The sequence below is a fragment of the Paraburkholderia sp. BR13444 genome (genome assembly GCF_040948755.1).
Lineage (GTDB): Bacteria > Pseudomonadota > Gammaproteobacteria > Burkholderiales > Burkholderiaceae > Paraburkholderia > Paraburkholderia youngii.
Genome location: NZ_JBFPKM010000015.1, coordinates 94,270 through 109,470, shown reverse-complemented (window position 1 = coordinate 109,470; position 15,201 = coordinate 94,270). Strand labels below are relative to the sequence as shown.

At 65.0% G+C, this 15,201-nt stretch carries 11 protein-coding genes; 9 read left to right on the top strand and 2 right to left on the bottom strand.

The features are described from left to right. Positions 1–248 precede the first annotated feature (248 nt). The 7 genes from pilM to AB3X95_RS31085 all read left to right on the top strand — a co-directional run bounded on the left by pilM (position 249) and on the right by AB3X95_RS31085 (position 7,675). Positions 249–1,238 carry a pilus assembly protein PilM gene (gene pilM / locus AB3X95_RS31115; RefSeq protein WP_176124250.1) on the top strand — a complete coding sequence of 330 codons (990 nt, stop codon included), beginning with the start codon at positions 249–251 and terminating at the stop codon, positions 1,236–1,238. Next, positions 1,235–1,930 (top strand): fimbrial assembly protein, encoded by a 696-nt coding sequence (locus AB3X95_RS31110; protein WP_368623337.1) that lies wholly within the window; start codon positions 1,235–1,237, stop codon positions 1,928–1,930. Before pilM ends, AB3X95_RS31110 begins: the two co-directional genes overlap by 4 nt. After that, the gene (locus AB3X95_RS31105; protein ID WP_368623336.1) at positions 1,927–2,862 is read left to right on the top strand and encodes a hypothetical protein; all 936 of its coding nucleotides are present in this window, start codon (positions 1,927–1,929) and stop codon (positions 2,860–2,862) included. The genes AB3X95_RS31110 and AB3X95_RS31105 overlap by 4 nt, the downstream gene beginning before the upstream one ends. Then, positions 2,859–4,577 (top strand): type IV pilus secretin PilQ, encoded by a 1,719-nt coding sequence (locus AB3X95_RS31100; RefSeq protein ID WP_368623335.1) that lies wholly within the window; start codon positions 2,859–2,861, stop codon positions 4,575–4,577. The genes AB3X95_RS31105 and AB3X95_RS31100 overlap by 4 nt, the downstream gene beginning before the upstream one ends. Before the next feature lie 114 nt (positions 4,578–4,691). Beyond that, positions 4,692–5,243, top strand: a complete 552-nt coding sequence (locus AB3X95_RS31095; protein WP_026228368.1) for a shikimate kinase — start codon at positions 4,692–4,694, stop codon at positions 5,241–5,243. Beyond that, complete coding sequence (aroB, locus tag AB3X95_RS31090; protein ID WP_176124254.1) at positions 5,243–6,328, top strand: 3-dehydroquinate synthase; 1,086 nt, start codon at positions 5,243–5,245, stop codon at positions 6,326–6,328. Before AB3X95_RS31095 ends, aroB begins: the two co-directional genes overlap by 1 nt. Before the next feature lie 159 nt (positions 6,329–6,487). Continuing rightward, positions 6,488–7,675, top strand: coding sequence for a deoxyguanosinetriphosphate triphosphohydrolase (locus AB3X95_RS31085; RefSeq protein ID WP_309235075.1), 1,188 nt, complete (start codon positions 6,488–6,490; stop codon positions 7,673–7,675). 102 nt (positions 7,676–7,777) lie between these two features. On the opposite strand, the gene AB3X95_RS31080 is transcribed toward AB3X95_RS31085, so the two are convergent. Continuing rightward, positions 7,778–8,158 (bottom strand): YqjD family protein, encoded by a 381-nt coding sequence (locus AB3X95_RS31080; RefSeq protein ID WP_013090729.1) that lies wholly within the window; start codon positions 8,156–8,158, stop codon positions 7,778–7,780. A 364-nt stretch (positions 8,159–8,522) separates the two neighbouring features. After that, complete coding sequence (locus AB3X95_RS31075) at positions 8,523–9,248, bottom strand: OmpW family protein (RefSeq protein WP_176124255.1); 726 nt, start codon at positions 9,246–9,248, stop codon at positions 8,523–8,525. A gap of 187 nt (positions 9,249–9,435) precedes the next feature. Here AB3X95_RS31075 and AB3X95_RS31070 point away from each other — a divergent pair, with 187 nt between their 5' ends. Both AB3X95_RS31070 and AB3X95_RS31065 read left to right on the top strand, forming a co-directional pair. Then, a complete protein-coding gene (locus AB3X95_RS31070) occupies positions 9,436–10,143 on the top strand; it encodes a transposase (RefSeq protein ID WP_013090727.1) in 708 nt (235 codons plus the stop codon). 351 nt (positions 10,144–10,494) lie between these two features. Next, positions 10,495–15,198 carry a glutamate synthase-related protein gene (locus AB3X95_RS31065; protein WP_176124256.1) on the top strand — a complete coding sequence of 1,568 codons (4,704 nt, stop codon included), beginning with the start codon at positions 10,495–10,497 and terminating at the stop codon, positions 15,196–15,198. The last annotated feature ends 3 nt before the right edge of the window (positions 15,199–15,201 follow it).

Here is a 15,201-nt window from a genome sequence, read left to right as displayed (position 1 = left end):
GGAGTACCGGAAAAACAGTCCCGCGATTATAGCCGCCAGGGTTTTTCTGCTTTCGGAAGGCTTACGAATGGCGTGCGATCGGCACATGCCAGGCGGCGCGGGAACGACCTCGCTGTAGTCCCAACTGTAGTCGCTTTGATGCCGCTCGGGGCGGCTTCGCAGCCGCGTTAGCCATTCGGCTGAATGTCGTTAGGACGCGCGTCTGCCGACAATGATCCCTCGTTATTCGCGTTCAGAGGGAGGGCGGTATGGCTTACAGAAATTCATGGCTTCAGGCGGTGAGGGAGGGCCGGCAGCGTTTCGCCGCCGGCATCGACGTCGGCTCGCAAAACGTGCGTCTCGTGGTGGTGAGCCAACGCGCACGGGGCGCGCTGCATCTCGAACATATCAGCACGGTGCCGCTCGCGGCCGGCGTGATGGCGGGCGCCGAGATCGTCGATCGGCAGGCTGTTTCGCGGGCATTGCGCGATGCGTTCGCCGGCTTGCCGCGCGTATGCGCGACGCACGCGCTGCGCTGCGCGATGGCCGTGCCTGCGTCGGCCACGCTGACGACGACAGTGCCGCTCGCGCGGCTCGCCGCGCAGAGCGACTGCGAGGCGGAGGACGGCGGCGTCGCGCTCGCCGGACTCGCGCCCGCTGTGATGGGCGAAGCCGAGCGCATCGCCGGGCTCGAGCGTCATGCACTCGCGGTCGACTGGTACGTCGACGAGACGCCGTCTCCGCAGCGCTCGGTGAAGATCGCCGCGACCTCGCGTCAGCATCTGGAAGCGCGGATCGAATGCGCGGCGACCGCGGGCATTTCGCTGTCCGCTATCGATGGCGAACCGCACGCCGCATTGCGCGCACTGCGCCATGCGGCGAGTCGCGAACTCGACCCGAACGAACCGTACGCGGCGGTGTGGGTCGGTACGGACGGCGTGTACGGCTGGAGTGTCGTCGATGGCGCGAACGTCGGCGAGATGCGCTATCCGGCGCCCGAGCATGCCGATCTCGCCGACGCGTTGCGCGATCTCACGCACGGGCCGGAGTTCGACTGCGCGCTGATCGGCGGCGAAATCGAACTGCTCGACGGCGTCGGTTTTTCGCTCGCCGAGATTGGCGACGTGCTCGGCTGCTCGGCGCTGCCGTTCGAGTGCGCGCTGCTCGGCAGCCATGCGCGGCCGCTCGACGACGCGTTGCTGCACGAACCGGCTGGCGCGGTCGCGTTTGGGCTCGCGTTGCGTGGGGTGCTGGAATGAGGGGCGCTCTGTCGTTTTCATCTGGCGTGGCCGCGAGTCCCCATCGGTGTGACCAGCGTGCCGCTGTGCCGTGGCTAGGCGGCTTCAATCTGCTGCCGTACCGCCAACGCAACGCGCGACTCGCACGGCGCCGCTGCATGCGCGACTGGGCCGTGGCGGCGTGCGTCGGTGCCGCGGGCGTGCTGCTCGTCGCCGGTTGGCAGAGCTTTGCCGCGGCGCGGTTGGATGCGCGGCGCGCAGCTATCGAGCAGGCGCTGACCCCGCTCGCCGCGCCGCTCGCGGAGCACGCGAAGTTGTCGCGGGCCGAACAGGCGCAACGCGAAGCCGCGGGGCGCGCCGCGAGTCTCGCGAGGCCGCTCGCGCATCTGCGCGATCTGCTCGACGCGCTGAGCTTCGAGCCCGGCGAGCGCATCGTGTTGCGGCAGTTTCGACAGCGCGAGTACGAGACCGAATTGCTGGCGACTTCGAGCGGCCATCTCGCGTCGGCTGAGTGGCTCAAGCGGCTCGGCGCGATTCACGGCGTGCAGGGCGCGGAGATGCGCGATTTACGTCGGCCGACTGGGAAGGGCGGCGCATCGACGGAACCGGCGATTGGCGGACCGGTGGAATTCGATGCGCGCCTGCGCTGGGGCGAACCGCCGCTCCAAGCGACGCACGCGTCGAGGGCCGCACGAAAGGGAGGTGCACGATGAGCACGACATTTTTCGAGCCGGGCGGTGCACCGTACGGCGCCGCGTTCGTTTCACGCTGGGTCAAGCGGGCGCGTATGCCGCTCGAGGCTTGGAGCTCGCACCGTCGCTGGCTCGTCGCGACGGCAATCGCCGCGCTGGTGTTCGCCTTCGGCGCGTACGGCTGGAACACGGCCGATCTCGCCGGACTGGAAGCGAGCCGCGCGGCGCTCGCGCTCGGCACGCAGCGTCTCGCGCAGGCGCGCCACGCGCTAGCGCAGCTGCCGTCGCTGCGCCGTGCAGCCGCGGCGATGCCGGCCACGGTGTCGAGCGCCGTGCCGTGGAATTCCGCCGACGACGTGCGCATCGTCTCCGAGCTGGCCACGCAGAGCGGCGTCCTGTTGCTCGCGGTCGAACCGGGCGCGGCGAGCGGCGAGGGCGTCGAGCGCAAGCGCGAGCTGCAGCTCACCGCGCGCACGGACTTCGTCCACCTGATGGCATTTTTCCACGGGCTCGCGCAACTGCCGGTGCTGATCGTTCCCGTCGATGTGACCGTCAAGCAGGACGGCAAAGGTCTCGCGGTGGCCGCGACGCTGCAGGTGTACGACGCGCTGCGGCCGGCGTCCGCGACCCCGGCTGCGAGCGCCGGCGTAAGCGCTGACGCCGACGAGGCCGCCGCCGACGACGAAGGCCTCGTATTTTTCGATCCGTTCGCGAAGCCGCAGATCTCTGCGAGCGGCGAGCCGGGCGATGTTTCCGAGTTGCGGCTTATCGGTTTGCTGCGCGATCGTACCCGCGGGCTTGCCCTGCTCGACACGCCAGACGGCACGACGACTGTCGCGGCCGGCCAGCAACTGGGTGTCGAGCGGGTCACGCAGCTCGACGCGCTAGGCATTACGCTCGCGAACGGCGGCGCGACGCGCACGCTGACGCTGATGCAGACGGAGGCGTCATGATGCGCACACTCAAGCGATTGAGAGTGGCGATGTTGCGGGGCGAACGCGAGGTCCGTGTCGTCTGCGGGCTGTGTTTCGGGCTCTACGTCGCTGCGACGCTGGGCGGTGGGGTCGCACAGGCAGCGACGCCACCGTTGCTACCGCCGTTGCCGACTTACGCCGCGCTCGACGATCCAGCCGTATCGGCCAATACCGCCCACGAGACAGCGCCGCTGCCGAGCGGCGGCATCGGCCAGGCGGCGAATCCGTTCGGCTATGTTTCTGCGCCAGGCGCGGCCCCGGACCCGGACACCCTCGAGCCGGCCTCGCGTGCCGCGATAGCGGCCGACGCTTCCCCGGACGACGCCGGCAACGGCCAGATCCTGCCACCGTCGCCAAAACAACCCGCCGTTACCGCCCACGACGACGGCGCCGGCACGCCCAGTCTCGAGGGCCCGCCGGTTCCGCTGCCGCCGCGGCCGCGCCTCGCCGACGCAGCGGCCGGTGCCGACTCGGGCCTTCCCGCGGGCAACAAGCCGATTTCGCTGAACTTCCAGCAAGCGCAACTCGGCGCAGTCCTGAAAGCGTTCGCCGAGTTCACCGGCCTGAACATCGTCGCCAGCGACAAAGTGCGCGGCGCCGTGTCGATACGGCTCGATCAGGTGCCGTGGCGCACCGCGTTCGACACGCTGCTCGACGTCAACAATCTGGCGATGGAGCGCCATGGCAACGTCATCTGGGTCGCGCCCGCCGCCGAACTCGCCGCGCGCGAACGTCAGCGCTTCGAAGCTCACGCGCGCGCCGCGGACCTCGAACCGCTCGCGAGCCGCACGTTCGAGCTGCACTACGCGCACGCCGAGGACGTGCGGCGCCTGCTGACCGGTTCCGGCACCCAGCGCGTGCTGTCCAAACGCGGCGCCGTCACCGCCGATCCACGCACCAACCTGCTGTTCGTCACCGATCTCGCTGGGCGGCTCGAACAGATCGCGGCGCTGATCGCCTCCGTCGACCGGCCGACTCGCCAGGTGCTGATCGAGGCGCAGATCGTCGAGGGCGACCAGGGCTTTTCGCGCAATCTCGGGGTGCGGCTGTCGCTGGCCGGCACGAGCGCGGATGGTACGTCGAGGGGGCTGACGGGAGGAGCGGACGGCACCGTGTACGATCTGTCGGCCCGTCCGATTTCCGGATTCGATGCCGCGACCGCCGGCCTCACGCTATTCGCGGCGCACGCTACACGGCTGCTCAATATCGAACTCTCGGCGCTCGAATCAGAGGGACATGGGAAAATCGTGTCGAGCCCGCGGGTCGTGACGGCGGACCGGATGAAGGCGATCGTCGAGCAGGGCACCGAGCTGCCATATCAGGCGAAGGTCGGCCAGGGCGTATCTGGCGTGCAGTTTCGCCGCGCGACGCTCAAACTGGAGGTCGAGCCGCAGATCATGCCGGATGGCCGCGTGGTGCTCGATCTAGACGTCGCGAAGGACAGCGTCGGCGAGCAGACCGACGCCGGGCCCGCGATCAACACCAAGCACGTGCAAACGCGCGTCGAGGTCGAGGATGGTGGTACGGTGTCGATCGGCGGAATTTACGAGACCGACGACCGCGACGACGTCGAGCGGGTGCCCATCCTTGGCAAAATACCGGTTCTGGGCGCGTTGTTCCGCCATCGGACTCATCGCGACACGCGCAGTGAACTGGCGGTTTTCATCACGCCGCGCGTGGTGCGGGAAAATTAGGGCATATAGGGCACGCTTGCGCCGCCGTCCGTCGGCGGCGCGCAGGCTCGACAAGGCAGCCGCTTTGCCAGTAAGCTGCGGCACGAACTACACCGGATTAGCCAGAGGACACCGTTGCAAGCGCGGGACGCACACGCCAATGTTTTTTTCGTAGGGCTCATGGGGGCAGGAAAGACCACTGTGGGTCGGGCGGTTGCGCGCCGTCTCGAGCGCCCGTTCTTCGATTCCGACCATGAAATCGAGGCGCGCACGGGCGCGCGCATTCCCGTGATCTTCGAGCTCGAGGGCGAAGCGGGCTTTCGCGATCGCGAAGCCAGCGTGATCTCGGAGCTGACCGCGCGCGACAATATCGTGCTCGCGACCGGCGGCGGCGCGGTGCTGCGGCCGGAAAACCGCGAAGCGCTGAAAAGCCGCGGCCTCGTGATCTATCTGCGCGCCAATCCGCATGACCTGTGGCTGCGCACGCGGCGCGACAAGAATCGTCCGCTGCTGCAAACGGAAGACCCCAAGGCTCGCCTCGAAGCGCTCTATGAAGTGCGCGACCCGCTGTACCGCGAATGCGCGCACTTCGTGATCGAAACCGGCCGGCCCTCGGTCAACGGACTCGTCAACATGGTTCTGATGCAGCTCGAGATGGCCGGCGTCGCCAAACATCCTGCGTCATAATGGACCGTATGATTACCGTCAACGTCGAACTGGGCGAGCGCGCCTACCCCATCCATATCGGTGCCGACCTGATCGGCCGGACCGAGCTGTTCGAGCCGCATATCGCCGGCAACTCAGTCACGATCGTCACCAACAGCACCGTCGATCCGCTTTACGGCGACAAGCTGCGCGCGGCGCTCGCGCCGCTGAACAAGCAGGTGTCCACGGTCGTCTTGCCGGATGGCGAAGCGCACAAGAATCTCCAGACGCTGAACCTGATCTTCGATGCGCTGCTCGGCTCGCGTGCCGACCGCAAGACCACGCTGATCGCGCTCGGCGGCGGCGTGATCGGCGATATGACCGGATTTGCCGCTGCCTGCTACATGCGCGGCGTGCCGTTCATCCAGGTGCCGACCACCTTGCTCTCGCAGGTCGATTCGTCGGTGGGTGGCAAGACCGGCATCAATCATCCGCTCGGCAAGAACATGATTGGCGCGTTCTACCAGCCGCAGGCGGTGATCGCCGACATCGGGGTATTGCGGTCGCTGCCCGAGCGCGAACTCGCGGCGGGCATCGCCGAAGTCATCAAGACCGGCGCGATCGCCGATGCCGGTTTCTTCACCTGGATCGAGGCCAATATCGAGGCTTTGAACCGCTGCGAACCGGCTGCGTTGACCGAGGCGGTCAAACGTTCCTGCGAGATCAAGGCGTCGGTGGTGGCGCAGGACGAGCGCGAAGGCGGTCTACGCGCGATCCTGAACTTCGGCCATACGTTCGGCCACGCGATCGAAGCCGGGCTCGGTTATGGCGAGTGGCTGCACGGCGAGGCGGTCGGCTGCGGAATGGTGATGGCGGCCGATTTGTCCGTGCGCCTCGGCCATCTGGACGAAGCGTCGCGCAAGCGACTCGTCGACGTGGTGCTTGCCGCGCATCTGCCCACGCGTGCTCCCGCTCTCGGCACGGATCGCTACGTCGAGCTGATGCAGATCGACAAGAAAGCGGAAGGCGGCGCGATCAAGTTCATTCTGCTGAAGCGTTTCGGTGAGACGCTGATTACCCGCGCGCCCGACGCCGAAGTGCATGCGACGCTGGCCGCCGCCGTCTAGATTCAGCACGGCCCTGCAGCCACGCTTCATGCACTCGCGTCACGAGGCGCCGCCCATGTTTCGGAGAACCCGGTGACTGACAGGCGCAGCGACGATATCCAGCATGACTCGACAAGTGCGCGCGCAGGCGCCGGGAACGGCGCGATCGGCGCCACGGCCATCGTTGCGGATGCCGCTGCCGCGATCGCTGCACCCGCCGTCCCCGCGCCGACCCAGCAGGCGCTCGAAGCGCACCTCGCGCCGTACGCGGCGCATTCGAGCCAGTCGCGCGGGCGCCGCTATGCGGAAACCGCGCCGAGCGCGCGCACCGAGTTTCAGCGCGACCGCGACCGCATCGTCCACTCCACCGCGTTCCGGCGGCTCGAATACAAGACTCAGGTATTCGTCAATCACGAGGGCGACCTGTTTCGCACGCGCCTCACCCATAGCCTCGAAGTTGCGCAGATCGCGCGCTCGGTTGCGCGGAATTTGCGCGTCAATGAAGATCTGGTCGAAGCGATTTCGCTGGCTCACGATCTCGGCCATACACCGTTCGGCCATGCCGGCCAGGACGCATTGAACGAATGCATGCGCGAGCACGGCGGCTTCGAGCACAACCTGCAGAGTCTCGCGGTCGTCGACGAACTCGAGGAGCACTACGGAGCATTCAACGGTCTGAACCTGTGCTTTGAGACGCGCGAGGGCATCCTCAAGCATTGCTCGCGCGACAACGCGCGCCGGCTCGGTGAATTGGGCGAGCGCTTTCTCGAAGGGCGGCAGCCGTCACTCGAAGCGCAGATCGCCAACGTCGCCGATGAAATCGCGTACAACAATCACGACGTCGACGACGGCTTGCGCTCCGGTCTGCTGTCGCTCGAGCAGCTCGCCGAAGTGGAGCTCTGGCAGACGCATTGTGAGGCGGCGCGCGGCGACTACCCGCAGATCGAAGGACGTCGTCTGATTCACGAGACGGTGCGGCGCGTGATCAATACGCTGATCGTCGATCTGATCGAGACCACGCGGGCCAACCTCGCTCGCTACGCACCGGCGTCACTCGACGACGTGCGCGCGTCGCCCCCGCTCGTCGCGCACAGCGATGCGATCGCGGCTCAGGCCGCGGCGCTCAAACGTTTTCTGTTCAGAAACATGTACCGCCACTATCGTGTGATGCGCATGGCCAACAAGGCACGCCGCGTCGTGGTCGGCCTGTTCGACGCGTTCACCGACGATCCGCGGCTGCTGCCGCCTGACTATCAATCGAGCGATGCGACGCGCCAGCCGCGTCTGATCGCACATTACATCGCGGGGATGACCGATCGCTACGCGCTGAAGGAGTATCGGCGGCTGTTCGTGATCGACGATAACTAGTCGTTAGCGGCTAGGCGCGGCAAGGGGGCAACGTTCGATCTTGCCGCATCGAAGCGGCCGTCGCTTCTCCTTGCCAGCACCCTCAAGCCGCGCAAGCCAGCGTCATCGCGAACGCGACGCGAACAGCGCCCCCGCCACCAGTGCAAGCCCGCCGACGATCGCAATCGTCTGCCACGGATTTTCATGCACATAGTGATCGGCGTCCGAGATCGCGACGCCCGCGCGGTCGCGCATCGCATCGCGCGTGTCGTTCAGCCGCTCGCGCGCGGCGTCGAGCTGTTTGCGCAGCCTGCCGCGCAAGGCCACGGCGTCGGCCTGCGTGCCGTCGGCCAAGGTCGATTCGAGTTCCGACAGCAGGGTGCGCAACTCGACCGCGATATCTTCGGCCGCATGGCGGCTATGGCGAGCGATGCGCCGCGCCCGGCGACTCGCGCTGGTCCAGGATTCGCCGAGGGCGTCTCGCGTATTTGGAAGTGCTGTCATGGTCGCTCCGTCGATGAGTTGAAAGGCCCCGCGCATCGTCGCGCGGACACGCTATGCGCAGACGCACTATCACGTCGCAGCGTAGGAAACGCCATCTAACGCAACTTCGATGCCAAGCGTCGCATCGGCCGTAACGTGACAGCGCGCGGCTCGCGACACGCTTCGAGTGGCCGTAACGTTGCCAGATATTGCACGCAGGTGAGCTGCATTCGCGTCAAATTTACAAACGCCGATGCCGGATGACACTGCCATGCCGATACGACCGGGACGCCAAACAAAAACGCCGTCATCTGCTCGATGACGGCGTTCCCCAGGGCGCGAAAATTCGACTACCCTAATTCAAGCCACCTGCTGTCGCGATGCGTTAGAAACGGTAACCGATGTTGACGTAGGTGACGATCGGGTTCAGCTTGATCTTGGTCTGCGATTGCACGGTCAGCGTGCCGACCGGCGTGGTGGCCGCCGAACTGAGCTTTGCGGTCGTGCTGAGCGGCAGGTACGAGATCGACACGCCGGCGAACCAGTGCTGATTGAAGGAGTAATGGAAGCCCGCATTAAACACGGGTTCCCACGAACTATCCGTCGAGACACTGGTCGGACCATGCAGAACGTTGGCTTGGAATGAACTGTTGGTGATGTGCTCGTCGGTGAACCAGATGCGGCTCACACCGACACCGAGATACGGCCGGAACGCAGCGGTCGGCGCGTTGAAGTAGTACTTGAACAGCAGAGTCGGGCTCCACTGTTTGGCCTGCCCGATCTTGCCGAACTGCGCGAGGCTGCCCGTGCCTGACAGGTCGAAAGTTGGCGGGACGCCAATGACGAATTCGGTGGCGATGTGGTCAGTGACGAAGTATCCGGCGGTGAAGCCGATGGTGTCGGCCGAACTCAGCGAAGCGCCGGTGTTGGCTTCGGTGATGTTGGTTGGACTACCGCCAATGCTGGTTACGGTCAGCGGGTCGCTGCTCGATTGGGGCGCCAGATGGAACCAGCCCGTCGTGACGTAAAAGCTGCCGGCCGATTGTGCGTGCGCCGCCGTGCTCATGCAGGCAAGCACTGCCATCCCCGTTACGGCCTGTTTTAATTTCATATGTGCTCCTCCAAAAAAGGCCCGCTCATTATGACTACAACGTTTGAAACAAACCATACGCGGCGGTTAGAGTTTTCTCCCTAAGCACCGCATGGTTTCTGGCTTGGCCGCATGGCGCCGAACCTTGCGCGCATGCGGATCTTCGGACCTTCGGGTATATACCAACGCGACTATTGGACACTCCAGCATGGCACGGCTTGCACGTCTTTATGTCCCCGACCAGCCGCAGCACGTCATCCTCCGCGGGCTCGATCAGCAGCCCGCCTTCGTCGACGACCAGGACTACGAGCTTTTCATCGACTGTCTGAAGGCGGCTTCCCGGGACCATCACCTTTCCATCCACGCTTATGCCTTGATGCCGGGCGCCGTGCAACTGCTCGTCACGCCCACCGAGGAGTCGAGTCTGCCCAAGGCGATGCAGGCTGTCGGGCGGCGCTACGTCGCGCACTTCAACCGGCGCTATGCGCGTCGCGGCACCTTGTGGGAGGGCCGTTACCGGGCCACGGTGATCGAAGGCGAGCGCTACTTCCTGCTGGCGAGCAGGGTGGTCGAGATGTGTCCGGTGCGCTTGCAGCTGGTCAACGCGGCGGAGGATTATCGTTGGTCGAGCTATCGTCACCACATCGGCCTTACCCTCGACAGCCTGATCACAGATCACCCTCTCTACTGGTCTCTCGGCAATACGCCGTTCGAGCGGCAGCGTGCTTATCGCGAACTGTGCGAGCAGCCGCTCGACGAGCGCGAAGCAAGTCAGCTCCAGCAAGCCACGTTGAAGGGTTGGGTACTCGGCAGCGACACTTACCGCGAATGGGCGGCGCGCGCCGCGAACCGACGTGTGTCCCCGCTACCGCGTGGCCGGCCACGCAAGGTGCGCGAGACGCCGCATACCCAGTGACGCGGCGACACCCGCTACCCCAGCATCGCCGATAGAGTGGCTTTAAATTCGAATAAAGCGTTTTGCATCAAAGGACTGCATGAAGACGGCATTTCGTATGCCGTTTTCTTTTGCGCCGAATTGATGTGACACCAATAAAAAATAGCCGCAACGCACCAATTTGATAATCGGGGGCGGATCACTATGTTTTATTTGCTATTTCCTTGATTCGTCGCGTATATTCCGATTTCCGACGCTTTTCGTCCCGCGCAGTCTGGCTGCGAGAAGAGCGCCGTCGTGGTTGCGAAGCGCACTGCGGCAAAAAAACAATGGTTTAACGGCCTGTCCGGCCTCCTCACAGACGGTGTCCCCATGAACGACCACCAGCAACCGATTCACCCGGTTCCCGCCGCCCAAGGTCTGTACGACCCGCAAAACGAGCACGACGCTTGCGGCGTCGGCTTCGTCGCCCATATCAAGGGCCACAAGAGTCACGAAATCATCCAGCAGGGCTTGAAGATTCTCGAGAACCTCGACCACCGGGGCGCCGTCGGCGCCGATCCGCTGATGGGCGACGGCGCGGGCATCCTGATCCAGATTCCGGACGGCTTCTATCGCGAAGAGATGGCCCGCCAGGGCGTGACGCTGCCGCCGGCTGGCGAATACGGCGTCGGCATGATCTTCCTGCCGAAGGAGCATGCGTCGCGCATCGCCTGCGAGCAGGAGCTCGAGCGCACGGTGAAGGCCGAAGGTCAGGTCGTGCTCGGCTGGCGCGACGTGCCGGTCGACCACGCGATGCCGATCTCGCCGACCGTGAAGGCGAGCGAGCCGCTGATCCGCCAGATCTTCATCGGTCGCGGCAAGGACATCATGGTGACCGACGCGCTCGAGCGGAAGCTGTACATCATCCGCAAGACTGCGAGCCACCGCATCCAGGCGCTGAAGCTCAAGCACGGCAAGGAATACTTCGTGCCGTCGTGCTCGGCGCGCACGGTCGTCTACAAGGGTCTGCTGCTCGCGGGTCAGGTCGGCGTCTACTACCGCGACCTGCAGGACGAGCGTGTCGTGTCGGCGCTCGCCCTTGTGCACCAGCGCTTCTCGACCAACACGTTCCCGGCGTGGGAACTGGCACACCCGTACCGCATGATCGCCCACAACGGCGAAATCAACACGGTGAAGGGCAACGTCAACTGGCTGAACGCGCGCACCGGCGCGATCGCCTCGCACGTGCTCGGCGACGATCTGCCGAAGCTGTGGCCGCTGATCTATCCGGGCCAATCGGACACCGCATCGTTCGACAACTGTCTCGAACTGCTGGTGATGGCCGGCTATCCGCTCGTCCACGCGATGATGATGATGATCCCGGAAGCCTGGGAACAGCACACGCTGATGGACGAAAACCGCAAGGCGTTCTACGAATACCACGCCGCGATGATGGAGCCGTGGGACGGCCCCGCCGCGATCGCGTTCACCGACGGCCGCCAGATCGGCGCGACGCTCGACCGTAACGGTCTGCGTCCGGCGCGCTACATCGTCACCGACGACGACCTCGTCATCATGGCGTCGGAAGCCGGCACGCTGCCTATTCCCGAATCGAAGATCGTCAAGAAGTGGCGTCTGCAGCCGGGCAAGATGTTCCTGATCGACATGGAGCACGGCCGCATCATCGACGACAAGGAACTGAAGGACAACCTCGCCAACGCCAAGCCGTACAAGAGCTGGATCGACGCCGTGCGCATCAAGCTCGACGAGATCGAGGCGAAGGCCGAAGACGTCGTCACGGAGCGCCGCGAAGCTGCTGCGCTGCTGGATCGCCAGCAGGCGTTCGGCTACACCCAGGAAGACCTGAAGTTCCTGATGGCGCCGATGGCGCAAGCGGGTGAGGAAGCCGTCGGCTCGATGGGCAACGACTCGCCGCTCGCGGTCATGTCCAACAAGAACAAGACGCTCTACCACTACTTCAAGCAGCTATTCGCGCAGGTCACGAACCCGCCGATCGACCCGATCCGTGAAAACATGGTGATGTCGCTCGTGTCGTTCATCGGCCCGAAGCCGAACCTGCTCGACACGAACAACATCAACCCGCCGATGCGTCTTGAAGTGTCGCAGCCGGTGCTCGACTTCAAGGACATCGCGAAGATCCGCGCGATCGATCAGTACACCGGCGGCAAGTTCAGCTCCTACGAACTGAACATCTGCTATCCGGTCGCCTGGGGCAAGGAAGGCATCGAAGCGCGTCTCGCGTCGCTGTGCGCGGAAGCAGTCGATGCGGTCAAGTCCGGCTACAACATGCTGATCGTGTCGGACCGCAAGACCGACCGCGACAACGTCGCGATTCCGGCGCTGCTCGCCACCGCCGCGATCCACACGCACCTCGTGCAGCAAGGTCTGCGCACGAGCACGGGTCTCGTCGTCGAAACCGGTTCGGCGCGTGAAACGCACCACTTCGCGCTGCTGGCGGGCTATGGCGCGGAAGCCGTGCACCCGTACCTCGCGATGGAAACGCTGAGCCAGCTCGCGGCCGGCCTGAAGGGCGACCTGTCGGCGGAGAAGGCGGTCTACAACTTCACGAAGGCGGTCGGCAAGGGCCTGCAGAAGGTCATGTCGAAGATGGGCATTTCGACCTATATGTCCTACACCGGCGCGCAGATTTTCGAAGCGGTCGGTCTTGCGTCGGATCTGGTGGCAAAGTACTTCCACGGCACGTCGTCGAAGGTCGGCGGCATTGGTCTATTCGACGTCGCGGAAGAAGCGATCCGTCTGCATCGCGAAGCCTTCGGCGACAACCCGGTTCTCGCGAACATGCTCGACGCGGGCGGCGAGTACGCATACCGCGTGCGCGGCGAGGAACACATGTGGACGCCGGATGCGATCGCCAAGCTGCAGCACTCGGCGCGCAGCAACTCGTACCAGACGTACAAGGAATACGCGCATCTGATCAACGATCAGACCAAGCGTCACATGACCTTCCGCGGCCTGTTCGAGTTCAAGTTCGATCCGACCAAGGCAATCCCCCTAGACGAAGTCGAACCGGCGAAGGAAATCGTCAAGCGTTTCGCGACCGGCGCAATGTCGATGGGCTCGATCAGCACCGAAGCGCACGCTACGCTCGCCGTCGCGATGAACCGCATCGGCGGCAAGTCGAACACCGGTGAAGGTGGCGAAGACGCGAACCGTTATCGCAACGAGCTGCGCGGCATTCCGATCAGGAACGGCGACACGATGAAGTCCGTGATCGGCGACGAAGTGGTCGTCGACATTCCGCTCAAGGAAGGCGATTCGCTGCGCTCGCGCATCAAGCAGGTCGCGTCGGGCCGCTTCGGCGTGACGGCGGAGTACCTCGCGTCGGCCGATCAGATCCAGATCAAGATGGCGCAGGGCGCGAAGCCGGGCGAAGGCGGTCAGCTGCCGGGCCACAAGGTGTCGGACTACATTGGCAAGCTGCGTTACTCGGTGCCGGGCGTCGGCCTCATTTCGCCGCCGCCGCACCACGACATCTACTCGATCGAAGACCTGGCACAGCTGATTCACGATCTGAAGAACGTCAACGCGTCGTCGAGCATCTCGGTGAAGCTCGTGTCGGAGTCGGGTGTCGGTACGGTTGCCGCCGGTGTCGCCAAGGCGAAGGCCGATCACGTCGTGATCGCCGGTCATGACGGTGGCACGGGTGCGTCGCCGCTGTCGTCGATCAAGCATGCGGGCACGCCGTGGGAACTGGGTCTCGCAGAAACGCAGCAGACGCTGGTGCTGAACCAGCTGCGCGGCCGTATCCGCGTGCAGGCCGACGGTCAGATGAAGACTGGCCGCGACGTCGTGATCGGCGCGCTGCTCGGCGCGGACGAATTCGGCTTCGCGACGGCGCCGCTCGTCGTCGAAGGCTGCATCATGATGCGCAAGTGCCATCTGAACACGTGCCCGGTCGGCGTCGCGACGCAAGATCCGGTACTGCGTGCGAAGTTCCAGGGCCAGCCGGAACACGTCGTGAACTTCTTCTTCTTCGTTGCGGAAGAAGCGCGCGAAATCATGGCGCAACTCGGTATCCGCAAGTTCGACGACCTGATCGGCCGCGCGGAACTGCTCGACACGAAGAAGGGCATCGAGCACTGGAAGGCGAAGGGCCTCGACTTCTCGCGCGTGTTCTATCAGCCGCAAGTGCCGGCCGAAGTCGCGCGTAAGCACGTCGACGTGCAGGATCACGGCCTCGACCGCGCACTCGACCACACGCTGATCGAGAAGGCGAAGGCCGCGATCGAGAAGGGCGAGCACGTGTCGTTCATCCAGCCGGTGCGCAACGTGAACCGCACGGTCGGCGCGATGCTGTCGGGCACGATCGCGAAGAAGTACGGTCACGAAGGTCTCGCGGACGACGCGATCCACATCCAGCTGAAAGGCACCGCGGGCCAGAGCTTCGGCGCGTTCCTCGCGAAGGGCATCACGCTGGATCTGGTCGGCGACGGCAACGACTACGTGGGCAAGGGCCTGTCGGGCGGCCGCATCATCATCCGTCCGACCAACGATTTCCGCGGCAAGTCGGAAGAGAACATCATCTGCGGCAACACGGTGATGTACGGCGCGATCGAAGGTGAAGCCTTCTTCCGCGGCGTCGCGGGCGAGCGTTTCTGCGTGCGTAATTCGGGCGCGACGGCGGTCGTCGAAGGCACGGGCGACCACGGCTGCGAATACATGACGGGCGGCACGGTGGTCGTGCTCGGCGAGACGGGCCGTAACTTCGCGGCCGGCATGTCGGGCGGTATCGCGTACGTGTTCGATCCGGACGGCACGTTCGCGAGCAAGTGCAACAAGTCGATGGTTTCGCTCGACCCGGTGCTGCAACAGGCCGAACAGGAGCGCACGGTCGACAAGGGCGTATGGCACCGCGACACGACCGACGAAGCGCTGCTCAAGGGGCTCATCGAGCGTCACTTCCAGTTCACGGGCTCCCCGCGCGCGAAGGCGCTGCTCGAAAACTGGGACGCGGCACGCCGTCAGTTCGTGAAGGTGTTCCCGACCGAATACAAGCGCGCTCTCGGCGAACTCGCCGCGAAGAAGGCGAACAGCGAAGTGCTCGCCGCCTGAGCT

Excerpts from the sequence above, each read along its gene's own strand:
- AB3X95_RS31105 (WP_368623336.1), top strand. The coding sequence starts at position 1,927 with ATGAGCACGACATTTTTCGAGCCGGGCGGTGCACCGTACGGCGCCGCG.
- AB3X95_RS31080 (WP_013090729.1), bottom strand. The coding sequence starts at position 8,158 with ATGACAGCACTTCCAAATACGCGAGACGCCCTCGGCGAATCCTGGACC.
- pilM (WP_176124250.1), top strand. The coding sequence starts at position 249 with ATGGCTTACAGAAATTCATGGCTTCAGGCGGTGAGGGAGGGCCGGCAG.
- aroB (WP_176124254.1), top strand. The coding sequence starts at position 5,243 with ATGGACCGTATGATTACCGTCAACGTCGAACTGGGCGAGCGCGCCTAC.
- AB3X95_RS31075 (WP_176124255.1), bottom strand. The coding sequence starts at position 9,248 with ATGAAATTAAAACAGGCCGTAACGGGGATGGCAGTGCTTGCCTGCATG.
- AB3X95_RS31070 (WP_013090727.1), top strand. The coding sequence starts at position 9,436 with ATGGCACGGCTTGCACGTCTTTATGTCCCCGACCAGCCGCAGCACGTC.
- AB3X95_RS31065 (WP_176124256.1), top strand. The coding sequence starts at position 10,495 with ATGAACGACCACCAGCAACCGATTCACCCGGTTCCCGCCGCCCAAGGT.
- AB3X95_RS31110 (WP_368623337.1), top strand. The coding sequence starts at position 1,235 with ATGAGGGGCGCTCTGTCGTTTTCATCTGGCGTGGCCGCGAGTCCCCAT.
- AB3X95_RS31100 (WP_368623335.1), top strand. The coding sequence starts at position 2,859 with ATGATGCGCACACTCAAGCGATTGAGAGTGGCGATGTTGCGGGGCGAA.